Source organism: Lancefieldella sp. Marseille-Q7238 (assembly GCF_949152215.1).
In the GTDB taxonomy this organism is placed as follows: Bacteria; Actinomycetota; Coriobacteriia; order Coriobacteriales; family Atopobiaceae; genus Lancefieldella.
Genome location: NZ_OX424407.1, coordinates 1,419,099 through 1,436,218 on the forward strand (window position 1 = coordinate 1,419,099; position 17,120 = coordinate 1,436,218).

Genomic DNA, 17,120 nt, shown 5'->3' on the forward strand with positions numbered 1-17,120 from the left:
ACATCCGCGCGGCAACGCGATAATCAAGAACGGGTAAAATAGCAACGGTGTGCTTGGACGGTCAGCAGAAAGGAGGGCGCATGACAAGCAGCAGCTTTATTGGTGTTTTTGACTCGGGCCTTGGCGGCATCAGCGTCCTCAAACATCTGACGGCTGAGCTTCCTTATGAGAATTTCGTCTTTTACGGCGATTCCGCACATGCTCCCTATGGCACTAAGACTCCCGAGCAAATCAATCAGCGCTCGCATGAGATCGCGCATGGTCTCATTCAGGAAGGCGCAAAGGCTCTAGTTATCGCCTGCAACACAGCGACGGCCGCGGCGGCTCAGACGTTGCGAAAGACCTATCCCAAACTGCCAATCGTTGGTGTTGAACCTGCGCTCAAACCAGCGGCGCTTGCGCATCCGCACGGTCGGATTATTGTGATGGCGACGGCGGGAACCCTGTCGCTCCCAAAGTTTCACACGCTCGAAGTCACATGGGGAGCAACTTCCGAAGTCATTCCTATTGCAGGCGCGGGCATCGTGGAGCTTATTGAAGCCGATAAGGCCGACTCTCCCGAGATGTACGACTTGCTTGAGAACCTAATTGGCCGATATGCAGGGTCAACTGACGCGGTGGTGCTTGGCTGCACACATTACCCCTTCATCACGCGGCAGATTCGAGTCGTCCTCGGCGATGTCGACTTTTATGACGGAGGCGCCGGAGCCGCGCATCAGCTGCACCGTCTGCTGAAACGTGGTGGTCTGCTTGCCAGAGCGCCCGTCGCCGCAAGCGCTGTAGCCGATTCTGTCGGCAATGCCAGCGCAGTCCATCCCATCGCCGACAATGCCTCGACTCATGTTGAGTTTCGCTCCAGCATTCCCGGTGCAGAGGAGCTCAAGCTCTACCAGAGGCTCTTCTCGACACCGATTGAAACTTGCTAGTCAGGTCGAAACCAGCTAATCCAGATTCTTTGTGAGCCAGCTCTTGAGCACAACGGCGTTGTTGTAGCGCGTATCCTTGTCGGAATAGAGAAGCGTTACGCGAGAAGCCCCCGTTTTCTTGAGGTTTTCTATAAACGTCGCCGCATCGGGATTGTTGTCAAGCTCATCGGTGTACTGCTTGACAAAAGAATCAAAACGCGCCGGATCATGATTGAACGCCTTGCGGCATTCGGTTGAGGGGGCAATCGTCTTTGCCCACAGGTCCATATAAAGGTTTTCTTTCTTGATGCCGCGCGGCCAGAGACGATCCACCAATACGCGGTAGCCATCCGTTGCTTCAGGAGCCTCATACGTCCGCTTAATTTGAATATCCATGCTGCCTTCTTTTGACAAAATCGATAGGTGTCAAATGGCTTATACCCATCGTTTGGCGTATATCCATCGTTTCATATGACGAAAAGATGGAGACAAAAATAAATATCACGTTAACAGATGCGCTTCTCGCCACATGCGCAATCAAATCATGTTTGTATAGGAAGCGGTACACAGACCGGCATTGAGCTAAAGGCATTCTGGCTCCGGCTTGGCGCGGGTGGTTTCAGTGGATGGTTTCATGAGGAAGGGACAGCATGACGGACTTTGATAACGACCAGTTTACCAATACGGTTGATAAGGTTGATCTTGACTGGTCAAACATTGGGTTTAAGTATCGCAAGACTGACTACAGCTATGTGTCGCACTATGCTGACGGCGCATGGGACAAGGGTGGTCTGACGCGTGACCACACGCTGCGGCTTTCCGAGTGCGCCAATATCCTTCACTATTGCCAAGAGGTTTTTGAAGGCCTGAAGGCGTATACCACTAAAGATGGCGACATCGTGTGCTTTCGGCCCGACCTCAACGCCGCTCGTATGGCTACGTCGGCAAAGCGCATTGTCATGCCGGCTTTTCCTGAGGAGCGATTCCTCGATGCCGTTAAGCAGGTCGTGATGGCAAACGCCGCATGGGTTCCGCCGTTTGGAACCGGATCTACGCTCTATGTTCGCCCGTTTATGGTCGGCACAGGCGATACTATTGGCGTTCAGCCTTCGTCTACCTATGAGTTCCGCATTATGGTTACTCCCGTGGGCGCTTATTATTCCAGCGGTGTGAAGCCCGTCGCGCTGACCGTTTCCCACTATGACCGCGCCGCTCCCCATGGCACAGGCAACATCAAAGCCGGCTTGAACTATGCCATGTCGCTTTTGCCGACAACCGAGGCGCATCAAGCGGGTTTCGCGGACAGCATGTATTTGGATTCGCAGTCGCGCACCTACGTTGAAGAGTCGTCCGGCGCAAACTTCCTGTTTGTGGATGAGGCCGGCACGCTTGTAGTTCCTCAGTCCTTTACTGATTCGATTCTGCCGTCTATTACGCGCCGCTCGCTGGTCCATGTTGCCAAGGAGTATCTGCACATGGAAGTTGAAGAGCGGCCGGTGCGCTTTGACGAAATCGACCGGTTTGTTGAGTGCGGCATGTGCGGCACGGCTGCTGTTATTTCACCTGTCGGCAAGGTTGTCGATGGCGAGAAAGAAATTATCTTTGGTTCTGGCATGAGCGAGGTTGGCCCTGTGATGACCAACCTCCGCAGCACGCTCACAGCCATCCAATCCGGCGAGATTGAGGCTCCCGAAGGTTGGCTCTTTAAGATTTGCTAAAGCCGGACTAAGGCCGGACTCTCAGATTTGCTGAGACCCAAAACGTGGGTAAATCGAAAAGAGCCAGGTAACCGGAAGCCAGGTTCTTCTCGCCGCCTAGGCTTTGCGAGAAGAACCAAGGTTGTCCATGTGGCTGGCGACAACATCGGTAATGGCCTGCATGCCGGGGATGGACGGCTTCTTTGGATCAAAGTTGTCGGGATGCTCGGCCATGTAGTGCATGAAGGCGCCGGTAAACGCCTGGCGGAGTTCGGTGGCGTAGTTGACCTTGCAGATGCCGTTTTGGATTGCTTCGGCAACTTGGTCGTCGGGAACGCCGGAGGTGCCGTGCAGTACCAAAGGAATGTCCAAACGCGAACGAATCTCCTTCAGGACGCCCTGCTCGATATGGGGAATGCCTTTATAGACGCCGTGCGCCGTGCCGACGCCGACAGCCAGCGAGGTGCACCGGGTGCGCTCGACAAATTCGACCGCTTCATCAGGGTCGGTATAGGGGTTTTCACCCTCAACCGCAGGGCCGTCATCCTCTTTGCCGCCAACCTTACCAAGCTCAGCCTCAACGGGAAGATCGATAGGACCGGCGAACTGAGTGACAGATGCGGTAAGAGCGATATTGTCCTCAAAAGGCACATGAGAGCCGTCAATCATGACGGAAGTGTAGCCCGCGCGCGCCGCTTGAATGCAGCGGTCAAAGCCATCGCCATGATCGAGGTGCAAAGCTACAGGCACTGTGGCTTGCTCAGCGGCTTCGCGAACCATCGCGGTAAACAGACCAAGATTGGCATACTTTACGGTGCCTGGCGTAGTCTGCAAAATGACAGGGGAGCGGCGCTCTTCGGCCGCTTTAATGACGGCCATCACAAACTCAAGGTTTTCGATGTTGAAGGCGCCGACGGCATAGTGTCCTGCTTGTGCGTCCAACAGCATCTGTTTAGTAGAAACAAACATAGTGTCTCCTTTCCCTCTTGCGAGGCGAGTAAGTACCCTTTCCCTTTTGCGGGATGAGTGTATAACCAGCTATAGAGTAATACGTTTGACCTCTGTTTGTGCTGCGAGTTTTGAAGCGATTTCAGGATTAAAACGGCCGGTGCCCTCCATAAGGCAGCTGGCGCTTGCACATGACAGAGCGAAGCGAAGCCGCTCCGGCGCGTCATATCCTCGAGAAAGTCCTACTGCAAAGGCGCCGACCAGCGTATCTCCTGCTCCGACAGGGTTCAAAGCATCGATTTTTGGAGCATACCCGCGGAAGACGCCCTCGGAGCACGCCATGCACGCCCCTTTTGCACCAAGCGAAACTACTACGTTTTCTATGCCCGCTTCATGCAACTCAAGCGCTGCGCTGAGTACGTCTGTGTCGTCTGTAATCGTGCGTCCCAGCAGCTGCCCGATTTCGTCCGCATTGGGCTTGATCATAGCGGGGCGAGCGCTCACTCCGCGCTTAAGAAGTTCTCCAGAGGTGTCAAGAATGCAGGGCGTTCCGTACGACTGCACCAGCTCTATGAGGTCAGCGTATGCGTCGGGGGTCATGCCCGCGGGAACGCTTCCGTTGATAGTAACGACGTCTGCCTGAGGGGTGTGCGCGCGGATTTTTTGATGCAGCGCCTCAACATCTGCATCCGTTACAGGACGTCCCGGCTCTAAAAACTCCGTTGAGCGCCTGTTTGCCTCAAGTACATTGACGCAGCAGCGCGTTTCTTGGGATACGCGTACAAAATCCTCGCGGAGACCGTCTTTTGCGGCGAGCTCGCAGAGATACCTGCCGTTATTTCCGCCGACAAATCCGGTGGCGAGAAGGTCTTCTCCGCAGGTAACGATTGCGCGAGACGCGTTCAGCCCCTTACCGCCCGCACTGTCATCGCAGGTGACAACGCGGTGAACGGTGCCGTCTGTCAAGGGACCTGCAAGACGATAGGCTTTGTCGATAGAGGCGTTTGCCGTAACGGTCAGAATCACGTTTGATCCTTTCTGTACTACCGGTATGAGCCTTCTGTAATACCAGTAGAGCTGACAGGGTAGTTGAGGTCTCCATAGATTGTGCTACCGGTTGCTGAAAATGTCGAGAGAAAATAATGGTTTAAGCATCTCTGTTAGCAGGTATTTTATAGGCATAGTATCGGTAAACGGTCGAGTTTTATCGCCAAGCGTAAAGAGTGTTAACGTACCCAGACCGTGAAGGTAAAGAGGGATATACTGCATAAGTGGATAGGTGGTATCAACCAGTTGAGCGTGAGAGCCGAACTATCGATTTCAAGCGATGAGTCAGGCGTTTTAGCGCGCGGCTGGGCATGAAAGGGAGAAACCAATGATTGGTTGCGTTCTTACCGGACACGGCACCTTTGCAAACGGCCTTGCAGATGCCCTTTCTATGATTGCCGGAGAGCAAAAATACTTTGTTCCTGTTCCCTTTATCGAAGCCGGCGCCGCATCATATCCTGAGACGCTTGCTTCTGTTATCTCGGATTTGCTTGATCATACCGATGGCGTTCTCGTGTTCTGCGATCTTCTCGGCGGCACACCTTTTAATCAGGCGATGATTATTTCTCAAAATGACGCAAATGTTGAGGTAGTTACAGGCGCTAATCTCCCTATGCTGCTTGAGACATTGTCGCTGCGTCTGGATACGACAACGCTTCGAGATCTTGTGCAGACCGCGGTGGAGTCGGGAGCCGCGGGCGTCGCGCATAAAACGTTGAAGATTGAAACCAAAGATGAGGGCGCGGCTGAGGCTGAGAGCGCGGCTGATGGCGCGGCTGAGGGCGCGTCGGCGAAAAATCTCTTTGATGCTCACTCCTGTGATGAAGATCCTTTTGACGGCGAGGGAATTTAGGAGTCTGATATGGAACATTTGGCAGAATACATCCTGGCGTCATCCATTGTTCTTCTCGTCTTTTTAATGATTATCGGTCTTATGGCATACCTTTTTGCCGTTCGAGCCAATAAGAAAAAAGTGGGCGGGGCTGAAGATATTCAGAAGAATCTCGCTGTCGGCCAGCGCGTGGTGCTTGCCGATGGCATCTATGGCAACGTTGTTCGCGTAGGCAAAGAAACCGTTGATCTTGAGCTTAAAAGCGGTACGGCGGAAGTCGCGCGTTACGCCATAGCTCGCGTCGTCGCATAGTCGCATAAAGGAAAAAGGCGGCAACAATATCTGTAGTAGTTTGCGAGAAAACCGTGCCAATCACGGCGACAAGCGCAAAGAAACGAAAGGAAGAAAAATGGGTGAGCCAGACATTAAACTCGCACGAATCGACAACCGTTTGATTCATGGCCAGGTGGCTACGCAGTGGAACGGCTCGTTGGGCACCAATCTCATTCTGGTGGCAAATGATGAGGTTGCAGGCAATAAGATGCGTCAGGGTCTTATGGACATGGCCGCTCCCTCAGGAGTCGCTACCCGCTATTTCACCCTGCAGAAGACCATTGACATCATCCATAAGGCGTCCGCGTCCCAGCATATCTTCTTGATCGCCGAAAATCCCGAGGACATCCTTACCCTGGTCAAGGGCGGTGTTCCCATACAGAAAGTCAATATCGGCAACATGCATATGGCCGAAGGCAAGCGGCAGGTCGCCACATCAGTGGCGGTAGACGACCGTGATGTCGCCGCTTTCCGCGAGCTTCAGGATTTGGGGGTGACGCTAGAGATCAGGCGTGTTCCTACGACTCCGGTCGAGGATATCAACAAGCTGTTTGAGTAAGTTTTGGTTGTAACGCTCAAACATGTTTGCCGGCCGTTGTCTCCGGCATTGTCAGCAGGTTTGAAAGGAGGAGTTAAGATGGATGTAAGCCCGCTTCAGGTGCTTCTTATCTTCATTGTCGCATTTATCGCCGGCATTGATCAGTTCAGCTTCCTCGAGTCTCTTTACCAGCCAATCGTTACCGGCTTTCTGGTTGGATTGATTCTCGGCGATGTTCAGACCGGTCTTATCGTTGGCGGTACCTACCAGCTCATGACCATCGGTAACATGCCTGTCGGTGGCGCTCAGCCGCCCAACCCCGTTATCGGCGGTATCATGGCGGCTGTCTTTGCCATTACCACCAAGCTTGAACCGATGGCTGCTGTCGCTGCGGCTATCCCGTTTTCGCTTCTTGGCCAGTATGCCGTCACCATTATCTTTACCGTGATGTCTCCTGTCATGGCAAAGGCTGACGGTTACGCGGCGGAAGCGGATCCCAAAGGCATCACCCGCATCAACTACGGCGCCATGGCAGCTCTCGGCCTTTTCTTCGGCGTTATCGTGACGCTGTTCTTCCTCGGCGGAGCGGCCTTTGGCAAGCAGTTGACCGAAGCCATTCCAAAGTGGCTTATGAACGGACTCTCCGTTGCCGGCGGTATGATGCGCTTTGTCGGCTTTGCCATCCTTTTGAAAGTTATGGCCTCTCGCGAGCTGTGGGGATTCTTCCTTATGGGATTTGCGGCCGCAATCGTATTCGTCAGCATTCCCGAGCTTTCCGGTCCCGCGCTCTTGCTGCTGGCCCTTATCGGCTTTGGCATCGCGTTCTGGGATTATCAGGTTCAGACCAAGGTAAAGCATGCAGCTCCTGCTGTTATGGGAGGTGACGTTGAAGATGGCATTTAATATTCCTGATACCTATCAAAATACCGCGCCTGCTGATCAGCTTGATCAAAAGACCCTCAACAAGATGGTGTGGCGCTCTCTTTTCCTCCAGGCATCATTTAACTACGAGAGAATGCAGGCTGCCGGCTGGCTGTACGGTATTCTTCCGGGCCTCGAGAAGATCCACGGAGACAACAAGGACGACCTGGCCGCGTCTATGAGCCACAACCTTGAGTTCTTCAACACCCACCCCTTCCTCGTGACGTTTGTCATGGGCATCGTGCTCTCCCTTGAGCAGAACAAGGTGGACATTCCCACCATCCGCGCCGTCCGCGTTTCTGCCATGGGACCGCTCGGCGGCATCGGTGACGCTCTGTTCTGGTTTACGCTTGTGCCCATTACAGCTGGCATCACTTCAAACATGGCCATTACCGGCAATGTGTTCGCGCCCTTCCTGTTCCTTATCATCTTCAATCTTGCGCAGTTTGCTATTCGCTACTGGCTGATGAACCTGTCGTATAAGATGGGCACCGACGCCATCACGCTCTTGACGGAGAACGCCAAAGAGTTTACCCGCGCCGCGTCTATCCTGGGCGTCTTTGTTGTCGGCTGCCTGGTTGTCTGCTACGGCGGCACTAAGCTCGGCTACAAGATTCCTAACGGTGAGACGCACAGCACCGCGCTGTCTCAGGCGACGCTTACCGACGAACAGCTGGCAACAGGTAAGTACGATGAGCAGATTTTTGCCGAGGGTTCGTATGCGGCGTATAAGGAAGACCCGACAAAGGTGACCTTCATCGGCGGCAAGACGGCTGACGGTAACGATGGTATGACCGGCATCAATCCGATTGGCAACGGCGCCAATGTTGTGACCGTTGCTCAAGATGTTACCAGTCCCGTTACCATTGATCTGCAGAAGATTCTTGACGGCGTTTGCCCGAAGCTTATTCCGCTGGCGCTGACCATGCTTCTGTACTTCCTGATGGCTAAGCGAAACTGGACTCCCATCAAGTGCATTGTACTGCTTTTGGTTATCGCTCTTCTCGGTTCAGGCTTTGGTATCTGGCCCTACATTTGGGGTTAAACTAAAGTCAATCAAACGGCTGTCCGAAGCGCTCGGGCAGCCGTTTGGTGGCCGCTATGAGGTATGAGCTACGGACATATGTTGCTGATTGAAGGATTTCATGACCCTACTTACAGGAAAACAACCCCTTTACAGCCAGCTGGCTAACACGCTGCGCGAACATATCGAAAATGATCTTGGTCCCGATGATATGATTCCCTCAGAGCGCGATCTCTCCGAGCGTTATGGCCTTTCCCGTACTACCGTGCGCTTAGCCCTGCGAGAGCTTGAGCGCATTGGTCTTATTTATCGGCAGCACGGTCGCGGTACCTTTGTGGCGGATCAGTCCGGCCGCGTGACTGACCTTGCCGCCGGCTACAGTTTCACGGACCAGCAGCGCGAGCTTGGACGTGTCCCGAAAACGGTTATTTTGGAATTTGAGATTGTTGAGGCGAACAAGTATCTCGCGCAGCATATGCGTTTGTCTCTTGGCGATAAGGCCTACCGCATTAAACGCCTTCGTTTGGCTGATGATGTGCCTATGATGCTTGAGACTACCTACGTTCCCGTTTCGCAGTTCTTATCGCTTACGAGAAAAAATCTGGAGCATAACTCGCTCTATCACATTATGGAAACCGAATATGACGTTGCTATCCGCTATGCGGAGGAGGAGTTTAAGGCCTCTATCGCAAAACAGAGCGATGCGGAGCAGCTGGATATACCTGAGGGCGCGCCGGTGCTTAACTTGGAGCGCACTACCTATAATGACCACAATACAATCGTTGAGTTTACGCTCTCCGTGGCGCGGGCAGACCAGTTCCACTACAAAGTGGTGCATGTCCGCAGTTAAACAAAGGGGATATTGATGTTTGACACAACAACCGCCGAGCTTGAGGCTCTTGGTGCGGAAATTACCACGAGCGAGATTAAGCAGCAGCCTGACCTCTGGGAAGGCACGCTTGATATCTACTTGAACAATCGCGAGAAAATCGATGAGTTTCTCGCGTCTGCCCGTGACCTCGGAGGCGCGCGCCGTACCCGAGTTGTCTTTACGGGCGCCGGCACATCTCAGTATGTTGGCGATACCATTACGCCGTACCTGCGGCGCTTTGGCGATACTGACGCGTTTGAGTTTGCATCGGTAGCAACGACCGATATCGTTTCTGATCCGTACGGTTCGCTTGACGCGGACGACCCTACGGTGCTGGTGTCGTTTGCTCGTTCCGGCAACAGCCCAGAGAGCCTTGCGGCTGTGAACATAGCAAAAACTCTCGTAAAGAAGCTGCTACTCATTAACATCACGTGCGCGCCTGAGGGTAAGCTCGCCGTTGAGGCTGAGAGAGACTCCAACGCGCTGACGCTTTTGATTCCGGATGCAAACGATCAGGGCTTTGCCATGACAGGATCTTTCAGCTGCATGGCGCTTCTCGCTACGCTTATATTCGACCAATCAGACGTTGCGAGGAAGGCGGTGTGGGTGGCTGATGCGTCGGCGCTTGGACGTAACGTCATCGCGCGCGAAGATGAGATAGCCGCCTGGCTCAAGACGGATTTTGACCGTATTACATATCTGGGGTCCGGCCCCTTCATGGGTCTTGCACGCGAAGCGCAGCTCAAGGTGCTGGAGCTGGCCGCGGGAAAAGACGCCACATCATTTGATTCTTCGATGGGATACCGTCACGGGCCGAAGTCCTTTGTAGACGCCCGAACGCTCGTGTTTGTTTTTGTGGCAAACGATCCCTATACGCGTCAGTATGACGTTGACATTTTGAATGAGATCTCCGGCGATGGGATTGCCGCGCTTACCGTGGGCATTCAGCAAGAGGGGGCAGGCTCGTTTACTGGCGCGTCCTTCACGCTTCCGATGGGAGCAGAGGGTCTGCCCGCGGCCTATCTGGCGTTGCCGTTTGTCCTTGTCGCCCAGACGATTGCCCTGTTGAATTCCGTTCGTGTAGGGAATACTCCTGATACCCCTTCGCCGTCCGGCACTGTGAACCGTGTGGTCAAAGGGGTTACGATTCATCCGTTTGAGGTGTAAGCCTACCTCTGAACGTCCAAAGGAGACGATTATGAGTACGTATGCTCTTAAGGCGGATATGTTTTTCCTTCCCGGCGCTCCGATCGGTCCCGGATATCTTATGGTTGAAGATGGCGTTTTTGGCCAATTTACTGTCGAGGAACCCGGCTGCGAAATTTTGGACTACACCGGCAGCTGGGTGGCTCCCGGACTGGTTGACACGCATATTCACGGCTACCTTGACCACGACGTGATGGATTGTGATCCTGATGGCGTTATTGAGATTGCCAAGGGACTGCTTTCCAACGGCGTTACTTCATGGCTGCCTACGACGCTTACCGCGTCCATCGAGCAGACCGGAAACGCTTGCGAATCCGTTGCCGATGCTGTAGACGGTATCGACGCCAATGGCATTGACGCCGCTCGCATCCAAGGTATCTTTTTGGAGGGGCCGTTTTTTACCGAGAAGTACAAGGGCGCTCAAAACCCCGCGTATTTCCTTGATCCCGATGCCGATATTTTTGATGAATGGCAAGAGCGTGCTCGCGGGTGGATTTCAAAGATTGCTATTGCTCCCGAGCGTGAGGGCGCGCCGGAGTTCTGTGAAGAGATGGCTGACCGCGGTATTCATGTGGCGCTGGGCCATTCTGACGCGACCTATGATCAGGCGCTTGCTTGTGTGAACGCGGGTGCTGACATTTTCGTTCATACTTATAACGGCATGAGAGGCCTGCACCATCGCGAACCCGGCATGGTCGGTGCCGCTATGACGACGCACGATACGTATGCTGAGGTCATATGCGATGGTCATCATGTCACTCCTGTGGCGGTTCGAGCTTTGATCAATGCCAAGGGCGCTGATCACACTGTGCTCATTACCGACTGTATGCGTGCGGGAGGCATGCCTGACGGCGATTATACCTTGGGTGATTTTCCTGTTATCGTAAAAGATGGCACGGCTCGTCTGACAGACGCCTCGCATAGTCTTGCCGGCTCTATTCTCCGGCTTTTCCAAGGGCTTAAAAATGTATATGACTGGGGCATCGTAACGGCGGAAGAAGCCATTCGCATGGCTTCCGAACAGCCCGCTTGCTCTTGTGGTATTGATGACGTTTGCGGATATATCCGTCCGGGATATGATGCGGACTTTATTATTTTAGGTAAGGATCTCACCCTTGAGGAAACTTTCCTGGGAGGCAAGAGCGTTTATCGGGTAGCGTTTTAGCGTTTAATTGTCTGTCGTGTTGTTATTGTTGTTGATGGTGGTCGTATAGCCACTCGCCTTTTTGCGTTCCGGCTTTCCGACTTTCCGACAACCTATCATCATGTTGAATTCTTGTGCTGAGGAGAGCGTTGTAAGAAAGCGGGGAATATGGAGTTCTACTCCCATGATTATCTGGTTCATCGAGCAAGTACGCTTGATTGGACTCAGGCGATTCTTTTTGCGCTTGTTGCGCTTCTGCTGGTGTTTGCGCTCGTACATTATTTTCGGGACCGTCAAAATTCAAAGTATCGAGAGCTCGCCCTTATCGCCCTCTTTTCGCTGATTTTTCTGGGTCTACTGCAACTCGATCGCGTTATGGAAGTCGATCGGGTGAACAAACACTATTCAGCGGTTGTATCGTCGCAGGAGAGTATCGCCCGTACTATGAACGTTGATACCGGCAAGGTCTATGTGGCCCTTGATGAGAAGGGTGATCAGTCATATATAGAGGTAGACGGCAAATATTATCGCATCTTGAAGAATGGCGAGAGGGGCTATGTGCTTGAACGCGTTGATTTAGTAGGCACCGATATTCGCCACGTTGAGGAGTAGTTGCATGAACTTTTATCTGGAAGTTGCCATTAAGCTCATCATCGGCTTATTTTCACTTGTGCTTGCCATCAATGTAAGTGGCAAGGGGAATCTTGCCCCTACAGCCGCCATTGATCAGGTTCAGAACTTTGTTCTCGGCGGTATTGTCGGCGGCATGATTTATAACAGCTCTATTACTATTTTGCAGTATACGCTGGTACTTCTCATCTGGCTTATCCTTGTGATGACGCTTCGCTGGCTGCGCACCAATAACATGCTGGTGAAGCATGTTATTGACGGTAAGCCCATCATTGTTATCGACAGAGGCAATCTGTTGGTGGAAAATTGCCGCAAGGCGGGTCTGACCGCCTATGACATCTCGCTTAAACTGCGTCAAGCTGGAGTAAACTACACCTCCGATGTCAAGCGCGCTATTCTTGAGCAGAACGGTCAGCTTATTATTGTGCAGCATGGTGAGCAAAGCCCACGTTTTCCGCTTATTACTGACGGACAGGTACAGGAGAATATTCTTGACGCGTTGGATTTAGCGGAGGACTGGCTTGAAAACGAACTCAAGCGTCAAGGTATTCTGTCGCCTGCCGAAGTGTATTTAGCTGAGTACAATGACGGAAAGCTCGACATCACAAAGTACTAGCTATAGATAACGTTCTATGGAGCGACGTTCTACCCGTGGATACAAGTGCCTGTCAGTCAAATGATCTGCTAGTCAACGCCTTGTACGCCAATGCCCACGAGGCCGGGGCCGGTGTGAACCAAGAGATCCGGTCCTATGTCGGCGGTTATGAAGTCGATGATATTGGGAATTTCTTGCCGCAAGCGTTCTTTCATTTCAGCGTACATGAGGCTGGGCGCTGAACATGAAATGGCCAGGTGTACCTGCGCGTGCTTTCTGGCCTCATCTGCTACGAGCGCAACTTCGCCCTTGAGGGATTTTTCCCAGCCACGGGTGCGTTTGGCAATGCCGTATTTGCCATTTGGCTCGCATGTAAGAACGGGCTTAATGTTAAGTACGGATCCGATGCGATAGACCGCTTCGCTGATGCGTCCTCCTTTGTGCAGGAAGTCTAGGGCCGGAACAGAAAAGAATACATGCGTCTTTCGGGAAGCTTCTTCAAGTTTTTCGCCGATTTGCTCGTAAGGGACGCCCGCCTCTATCAGTCGAACCGCTTCAATGACAATCAATCCGGCCGCGACGCCGATGTTTTTAGTATCAACGACCGTAATAGGAAAGTCTGAGATGTCATCAGCAATCATGCGGACAGTATCGCATGTTGCCGAGAGTCCTGAAGAGATGCACACGAAAATCGCGGCGTCGTAGCCTGCGGCCTTGGCATCTTCAAAAAGTGAGCGAATCGTTTCCGGCGAGGGCAGGGAAGTGCTGGGGATTTCTTCATCAAAGCGGGCGGCCAGCTGTTCTGGGGTAATGTCGACCATTGACTCATAGGAGCTGCCGTCAGAATAATTGATACGGAGGGGAGCTACGCGGATGTCGTGCGCGGCTATAAACTCCGCCGGCGTATTGGTGCCCGAATCGGTAAGAACGGCAATTCTTTTCTCGGCCATAGATCGCTCCAACCCGTCAACTATGAAAGTTTCATAAAAAATGAAACCGTAAGATGTTGATGCAACTCAATATAACGGTAAAACACCGATATATCTTATGACAACTCTACCCAATATGTCCCGGTACAAAAAGAGGAAAACGGCGGGTATCCGTAAACGCATGGTAAACTGAATGCCGAGCGTTTTTACATTTCCCAGGCCAGATAGGTTGGACATGTCAAGTATTTACGGCGAGCCGGCTGTTGTTAAAAGAATCGAATACCGCACGGAGGTGCGTAAATTCACGTCAAATGGAACGATTGCCGCGGCTGTCATGGTTATGGCTGCGCTCGTTGCGCTTGTGGTAGCCAACTCACCCGCTCATGAGGCTGTCGAGAAGTTCTTTGAGTCGGAGCTCTCTGTTCAGGTAGGCGTATTTGCGGCTCATATGTCGTTTGAAACGTTTGTCAATGATTTCTTGATGGCCATCTTTTTCCTGCTTGTTGGTATCGAGCTCAAGTATGAAGTTACGGTAGGACAACTTCGCCGCCCTCGTCAGGCGATGCTTCCGATGCTGGCGGCCGCCGGCGGCGTGGTAGTTCCCGCCTGCGTGTACCTGCTTTGCAACTATGGCGGAGCCATGCACGGATGGGCTACGCCCATTGCTACCGACATCGCCTTTGCCCTTGGCGTTATGAGTTTGCTTGGAAATCGCATTTCTTCTCAAACTAAGGTATTTTTTCAGACCTTGGCCATTGCCGACGACATCCTTGCTATTGTGGTTATCGCTTTGTTTTACGGTCAGACACCCAGTATCGCGTGGTGCGCGGCGGCGCTTGGAGTCATATTGATTCTATGGGGCATGAGCCGCATGAAGCTGTACACATCGGCGCCGTATCTCGTTGCCGGACTGGTTCTTTGGGTCTGTATGTATCACTCAGGTATCCACGCGACACTTGCTGGCGTTATTCTGGCGTTTTTCCTGCCAAGCCGCTCTGACGTTCGGCTGAATAATCTGGGCGGCTGGCTTGAAAGCCGTGCCCGCGACCTTAACGCCAACTATGACGATGAGCATCACATTTTGGGTCAGCATGACTTTACGCGCGGGGCTCTTCGTGTCGAGCAGGTCATGCATCATGTGACGCCGCCTCTGCAGCGAGTTGAGCGCTATATTTCTGTGCCGGTCAACTTTCTTATCCTGCCATTGTTTGCCTTCGCAAATGCTCAGGTGACGCTTATGGGTTCTGATTTCGGCGCCATCATCGCTAATCCCGTAGCCTATGGTACGTTTTTCGGCGCTATCTTTGGCAAGCCCGCAGGCATCATTCTTACCACGCTGGTTCTAGTTAAGCTTGGCGTCTGCAAGCTTCCGAAGCGCGTGAGCTGGACGCAGGTCATAGCCGTTGGTCTTATGGGTGGCCTTGGCTTTACCATGTCGATTCTTATCTCCGGTCTTGCGTTCAACAATCCTCAGGATATCCTCGCCGCCAAATGCGCCATTCTCGCCGGATCGTTCGTTGCTGGCCTGTTGGGAATTGTCTTTATTCGCATTGTTGACGCCGTTCATGTACATAAGACTTTAGGCGAGAAAAGCAAGTCGTCAAAAAAGTAAGCTTATTCTACGGTGCCGTATGTGTAGCCCCAGCCGTGAGCGGTCACAATGGAGTTTATCTGGTCGCAGAGCGTAGCGCGCTTGTATCTGCCTGATGGGATAAGGTTAATGACTTCGAGAAGGTCAGCGTTAAGGTCGTCAATTTCCGCCCGAACTAAGACATCGATGTTTGAAACGAAGCCTGAAGGAGAGCGTTTGTACACGTTATCGACCAATCGCTGCAGATCGCCATACGCGTCCGCGCGAACACCCGGTTTAGCCATAGCTCCTCCAATCACAATCCTTGCGTGACAGTCTACCAGCTTTTTGAGACTGAGCTGATTGTTGTCCTATCTCCCCTCTATACTTCTGTATATGGTTCAAAGGGGGATACTATGCCAGTCAAGCTAGATCAAGAACTTTTTCAGCACATGCTTCCGCAGCAAGCGAACGCCTATCAGCTGATGAGTGATGCCGAACTCAACGCGGCGCTTGAGGCAATCGGAAAAGAAGCGCAGGAGGTTTCAGAGAAGCATCTGGCGCTTGATATGGCGCGCGGCAAGCCGAGTCCTGAGCAGACGGCGCTGTCACGTCCCTTGCTCGATTTGCTAACTTCTGCGTCTGACCTTACGGATGGAGCTTCGTTTGCGGACAATTACGGAGACCCCGATGGCCTGCCGTCTGCCCGCACGCTTGCGGCTGAGCTGCTGGACGTTGACCCCGCGCAGGTCATTGTTGCCGGTTCTTCAAGCCTGAATCTTATGCACGACGTGCTTGATATGGCATATACGCACGGTATTGCCGGCCAAAAGCCATGGGCGCAGCAGGCGTCTGAGCTTGCAGCTGCGCATCCCGGCGAGAAGCTCAAGTTCCTTTGTCCGGTTCCGGGATATGACCGTCATTTTCGTATTACCGAGTATTATGGCTTCGAAAACGTTCCGGTGCCCATGACTGAGCACGGCCCCGATATGAAGTACGTGCGCATGCTTGTGGAGGGCGATTCTACCGTTAAAGGCATGTGGTGCGTGCCGCGCTTTGCGAACCCTTCGGGCGTCAGTTACTCCGATGAGGTTGTGCGCGCCTTTGCCTCGCTTCGCCCTGCGGCGCCGGACTTTCGCGTTATGTGGGACAACGCGTACGCGTATCATACATTTGCGCGGCCCGGCGAGACCTGCGCGTCCTTGATGAATATCTTTGACGCCCTTGCTCAGGCGGGCAGAGATGATCTTGTCATTGAGTTCGCCTCCACCGCTAAAGTGACGTTCCCATCGTCGGGTATGGCTTGGGTGTGTGCTTCCGAGAAGGACATTCAGGAGATACGCGCGTCCTTCTCGGTGCGGCGCGTGTCGCCGGAAAAGCTGTTGCAGCTTGCGCATGTGCGCTTTCTCAAGGACAGGGCGGGCCTTGAGGCGCATATGGAGCGTCATGCGGAACTTTTACGCCCTCGCTTTGAGCTGGTAGAACGTAAGCTGACGGACGGTTTGGGTAAGCTCGCCGTGGCTGCATGGTCGCATCCAAAGGGTGGCTATTTTGTATCGTTTAACGGGCCTGTCGGCTCTGCTCGCGCTATTGTGTCCCGGACGCGTGAGATGGGCGTGAAGCTGACGTCTGCAGGAGCTACCTGGCCGTCAGGCAACGATCCTTTTGACTCCAATATTCGTATTGCCCCAAGTTATCCCAGCCTGAAGGAGCTTTCCCAAGCGCTTGACGTATTTGTCATCGCGGTCAAGCAGGTGGCCGCGCGATTGGCGAAAGTTGACAGGGGACAGTACGCTTTTGGAGACCGTTGAGTTCTGTAGAATTTTCTACAGAGGTTTTGCGGGCTTTCGCGAATGCGCAATCTGTCGTACTCTGAACAGTCAGTGTACAGCCGGCGTCATTCGCCCGAGGTGTTTTGAAACCATGAGAG

At 53.1% G+C, this 17,120-nt stretch carries 19 protein-coding genes; 14 read left to right on the forward strand and 5 right to left on the reverse strand.

The window, feature by feature from the left end; translation table 11 throughout:
* The first annotated feature begins 80 nt into the window (after window positions 1–80).
* The gene (gene murI, locus QM016_RS06460) at window positions 81–926 is read left to right on the forward strand and encodes a glutamate racemase (RefSeq protein WP_282711265.1); all 846 of its coding nucleotides are present in this window, start codon (window positions 81–83) and stop codon (window positions 924–926) included.
* A 15-nt stretch (window positions 927–941) separates the two neighbouring features.
* Here the strand turns inward: murI and QM016_RS06465 are convergent, their stop codons facing one another.
* Window positions 942–1,301, reverse strand: a complete 360-nt coding sequence (locus QM016_RS06465) for a DUF488 domain-containing protein (protein ID WP_016477325.1) — start codon at window positions 1,299–1,301, stop codon at window positions 942–944.
* Between the two features lie 254 nt (window positions 1,302–1,555).
* Here QM016_RS06465 and QM016_RS06470 point away from each other — a divergent pair, with 254 nt between their 5' ends.
* Window positions 1,556–2,623: a branched-chain amino acid aminotransferase gene (locus QM016_RS06470; protein ID WP_016477324.1), complete on the forward strand. Its 1,068-nt coding sequence runs from the start codon at window positions 1,556–1,558 to the stop codon at window positions 2,621–2,623.
* Window positions 2,624–2,719: 96 nt separating this feature from the next.
* On the opposite strand, the gene QM016_RS06475 is transcribed toward QM016_RS06470, so the two are convergent.
* On the reverse strand, window positions 2,720–3,571 hold the full coding sequence (locus QM016_RS06475) for a class II fructose-bisphosphate aldolase (protein ID WP_016477323.1): 852 nt from the start codon (window positions 3,569–3,571) through the stop codon (window positions 2,720–2,722).
* Window positions 3,572–3,640: 69 nt separating this feature from the next.
* Complete coding sequence (locus QM016_RS06480) at window positions 3,641–4,576, reverse strand: 1-phosphofructokinase family hexose kinase (protein WP_016477322.1); 936 nt, start codon at window positions 4,574–4,576, stop codon at window positions 3,641–3,643.
* A 349-nt stretch (window positions 4,577–4,925) separates the two neighbouring features.
* Between QM016_RS06480 and QM016_RS06485 the strand changes: the two genes are divergently transcribed.
* The 10 genes from QM016_RS06485 to QM016_RS06530 all read left to right on the forward strand — a co-directional run bounded on the left by QM016_RS06485 (window position 4,926) and on the right by QM016_RS06530 (window position 12,712).
* Complete coding sequence (locus QM016_RS06485; RefSeq protein WP_282711271.1) at window positions 4,926–5,450, forward strand: PTS sugar transporter subunit IIA; 525 nt, start codon at window positions 4,926–4,928, stop codon at window positions 5,448–5,450.
* Window positions 5,451–5,459: 9 nt separating this feature from the next.
* The gene (yajC, locus tag QM016_RS06490) at window positions 5,460–5,741 is read left to right on the forward strand and encodes a preprotein translocase subunit YajC (RefSeq protein ID WP_016477320.1); all 282 of its coding nucleotides are present in this window, start codon (window positions 5,460–5,462) and stop codon (window positions 5,739–5,741) included.
* A gap of 97 nt (window positions 5,742–5,838) precedes the next feature.
* Window positions 5,839–6,321, forward strand: a complete 483-nt coding sequence (gene agaV / locus QM016_RS06495) for a PTS N-acetylgalactosamine transporter subunit IIB (protein ID WP_016477319.1) — start codon at window positions 5,839–5,841, stop codon at window positions 6,319–6,321.
* Between the two features lie 78 nt (window positions 6,322–6,399).
* Entirely contained in the window at window positions 6,400–7,203 is an 804-nt protein-coding gene (locus tag QM016_RS06500) for a PTS sugar transporter subunit IIC (protein WP_016477318.1), read from the forward strand.
* Window positions 7,193–8,266 (forward strand): PTS system mannose/fructose/sorbose family transporter subunit IID, encoded by a 1,074-nt coding sequence (locus QM016_RS06505; protein WP_016477317.1) that lies wholly within the window; start codon window positions 7,193–7,195, stop codon window positions 8,264–8,266. Before QM016_RS06500 ends, QM016_RS06505 begins: the two co-directional genes overlap by 11 nt.
* Before the next feature lie 100 nt (window positions 8,267–8,366).
* Window positions 8,367–9,095 carry a GntR family transcriptional regulator gene (locus tag QM016_RS06510; protein WP_016477316.1) on the forward strand — a complete coding sequence of 243 codons (729 nt, stop codon included), beginning with the start codon at window positions 8,367–8,369 and terminating at the stop codon, window positions 9,093–9,095.
* 15 nt (window positions 9,096–9,110) lie between these two features.
* Complete coding sequence (locus QM016_RS06515; protein WP_016477315.1) at window positions 9,111–10,283, forward strand: SIS domain-containing protein; 1,173 nt, start codon at window positions 9,111–9,113, stop codon at window positions 10,281–10,283.
* A 31-nt stretch (window positions 10,284–10,314) separates the two neighbouring features.
* A complete protein-coding gene (gene nagA, locus QM016_RS06520; protein WP_282711276.1) occupies window positions 10,315–11,487 on the forward strand; it encodes an N-acetylglucosamine-6-phosphate deacetylase in 1,173 nt (390 codons plus the stop codon).
* A gap of 147 nt (window positions 11,488–11,634) precedes the next feature.
* The gene (locus QM016_RS06525; protein WP_282711277.1) at window positions 11,635–12,078 is read left to right on the forward strand and encodes a DUF3290 family protein; all 444 of its coding nucleotides are present in this window, start codon (window positions 11,635–11,637) and stop codon (window positions 12,076–12,078) included.
* A 4-nt stretch (window positions 12,079–12,082) separates the two neighbouring features.
* Window positions 12,083–12,712 (forward strand): DUF421 domain-containing protein, encoded by a 630-nt coding sequence (locus QM016_RS06530; RefSeq protein WP_016477312.1) that lies wholly within the window; start codon window positions 12,083–12,085, stop codon window positions 12,710–12,712.
* Between the two features lie 68 nt (window positions 12,713–12,780).
* Here QM016_RS06530 and QM016_RS06535 read toward each other — a convergent pair whose 3' ends face one another.
* Entirely contained in the window at window positions 12,781–13,641 is an 861-nt protein-coding gene (locus tag QM016_RS06535; protein WP_282711278.1) for a DegV family protein, read from the reverse strand.
* Between the two features lie 214 nt (window positions 13,642–13,855).
* Between QM016_RS06535 and nhaA the strand changes: the two genes are divergently transcribed.
* Complete coding sequence (nhaA, locus tag QM016_RS06540) at window positions 13,856–15,232, forward strand: Na+/H+ antiporter NhaA (RefSeq protein ID WP_282711279.1); 1,377 nt, start codon at window positions 13,856–13,858, stop codon at window positions 15,230–15,232.
* Between the two features lie 2 nt (window positions 15,233–15,234).
* Here the strand turns inward: nhaA and QM016_RS06545 are convergent, their stop codons facing one another.
* Window positions 15,235–15,495, reverse strand: a complete 261-nt coding sequence (locus QM016_RS06545; protein ID WP_016477309.1) for a hypothetical protein — start codon at window positions 15,493–15,495, stop codon at window positions 15,235–15,237.
* 111 nt (window positions 15,496–15,606) lie between these two features.
* Here QM016_RS06545 and QM016_RS06550 point away from each other — a divergent pair, with 111 nt between their 5' ends.
* Window positions 15,607–17,001, forward strand: coding sequence for an aminotransferase class I/II-fold pyridoxal phosphate-dependent enzyme (locus tag QM016_RS06550; protein ID WP_282711280.1), 1,395 nt, complete (start codon window positions 15,607–15,609; stop codon window positions 16,999–17,001).
* The last annotated feature ends 119 nt before the right edge of the window (window positions 17,002–17,120 follow it).

Excerpts from the sequence above, each read along its gene's own strand:
- QM016_RS06485 (WP_282711271.1), top strand. The coding sequence starts at position 4,926 with ATGATTGGTTGCGTTCTTACCGGACACGGCACCTTTGCAAACGGCCTT.
- QM016_RS06535 (WP_282711278.1), bottom strand. The coding sequence starts at position 13,641 with ATGGCCGAGAAAAGAATTGCCGTTCTTACCGATTCGGGCACCAATACG.
- murI (WP_282711265.1), top strand. The coding sequence starts at position 81 with ATGACAAGCAGCAGCTTTATTGGTGTTTTTGACTCGGGCCTTGGCGGC.
- agaV (WP_016477319.1), top strand. The coding sequence starts at position 5,839 with ATGGGTGAGCCAGACATTAAACTCGCACGAATCGACAACCGTTTGATT.
- QM016_RS06525 (WP_282711277.1), top strand. The coding sequence starts at position 11,635 with ATGGAGTTCTACTCCCATGATTATCTGGTTCATCGAGCAAGTACGCTT.
- nhaA (WP_282711279.1), top strand. The coding sequence starts at position 13,856 with ATGTCAAGTATTTACGGCGAGCCGGCTGTTGTTAAAAGAATCGAATAC.
- QM016_RS06530 (WP_016477312.1), top strand. The coding sequence starts at position 12,083 with ATGAACTTTTATCTGGAAGTTGCCATTAAGCTCATCATCGGCTTATTT.
- QM016_RS06500 (WP_016477318.1), top strand. The coding sequence starts at position 6,400 with ATGGATGTAAGCCCGCTTCAGGTGCTTCTTATCTTCATTGTCGCATTT.
- QM016_RS06505 (WP_016477317.1), top strand. The coding sequence starts at position 7,193 with ATGGCATTTAATATTCCTGATACCTATCAAAATACCGCGCCTGCTGAT.
- nagA (WP_282711276.1), top strand. The coding sequence starts at position 10,315 with ATGAGTACGTATGCTCTTAAGGCGGATATGTTTTTCCTTCCCGGCGCT.
- QM016_RS06545 (WP_016477309.1), bottom strand. The coding sequence starts at position 15,495 with ATGGCTAAACCGGGTGTTCGCGCGGACGCGTATGGCGATCTGCAGCGA.
- QM016_RS06475 (WP_016477323.1), bottom strand. The coding sequence starts at position 3,571 with ATGTTTGTTTCTACTAAACAGATGCTGTTGGACGCACAAGCAGGACAC.
- QM016_RS06515 (WP_016477315.1), top strand. The coding sequence starts at position 9,111 with ATGTTTGACACAACAACCGCCGAGCTTGAGGCTCTTGGTGCGGAAATT.
- QM016_RS06510 (WP_016477316.1), top strand. The coding sequence starts at position 8,367 with ATGACCCTACTTACAGGAAAACAACCCCTTTACAGCCAGCTGGCTAAC.
- yajC (WP_016477320.1), top strand. The coding sequence starts at position 5,460 with ATGGAACATTTGGCAGAATACATCCTGGCGTCATCCATTGTTCTTCTC.
- QM016_RS06550 (WP_282711280.1), top strand. The coding sequence starts at position 15,607 with ATGCCAGTCAAGCTAGATCAAGAACTTTTTCAGCACATGCTTCCGCAG.
- QM016_RS06470 (WP_016477324.1), top strand. The coding sequence starts at position 1,556 with ATGACGGACTTTGATAACGACCAGTTTACCAATACGGTTGATAAGGTT.
- QM016_RS06465 (WP_016477325.1), bottom strand. The coding sequence starts at position 1,301 with ATGGATATTCAAATTAAGCGGACGTATGAGGCTCCTGAAGCAACGGAT.